The following is a 288-nucleotide window of genomic DNA, read 5'->3' as shown; positions in this document are numbered from 1 at the left end:
GCTATGCGCTGCGAGGCCACCGGCCGTGGGCGTACCGGCGCTCACCGTCGACATCCCGAGGAACACCCCATGGCAAAGAGCACCACCCAGACCGCCGAGAAGGCCGCCCCCAAGGCTGCCCCAAAGGACGCCGAGAAGCCTGCCGCCACGGGCAAGAAGGTCGCCGCGCCGAAGGGTGATGGCGCCAAGCCGAACGCCCTGCAGCAGCCGCTGACGCCCTCCTCCGAGCTCGCCGCCGTCGTCGGCGACGCCGCCCTGCCGCGCGGCGAGCTCGGAGGAGGGCTTCAG

Annotated in this window: 1 pseudogene; it reads left to right on the top strand. The window is 72.9% G+C overall.

What is annotated here, in order from left to right:
- Positions 1-69: 69 nt before the first annotated feature.
- A pseudogene (locus tag AC0IY1_RS25375) lies at positions 70-288 on the top strand (hypothetical protein); the annotation flags it as partial.

The sequence above is a fragment of the Methylobacterium sp. AC690 genome (assembly GCF_979256535.1).
The sequence above is the reverse complement of the archived record's forward strand: the minus strand, read 5'-3'. Positions and strand labels throughout refer to the sequence as shown.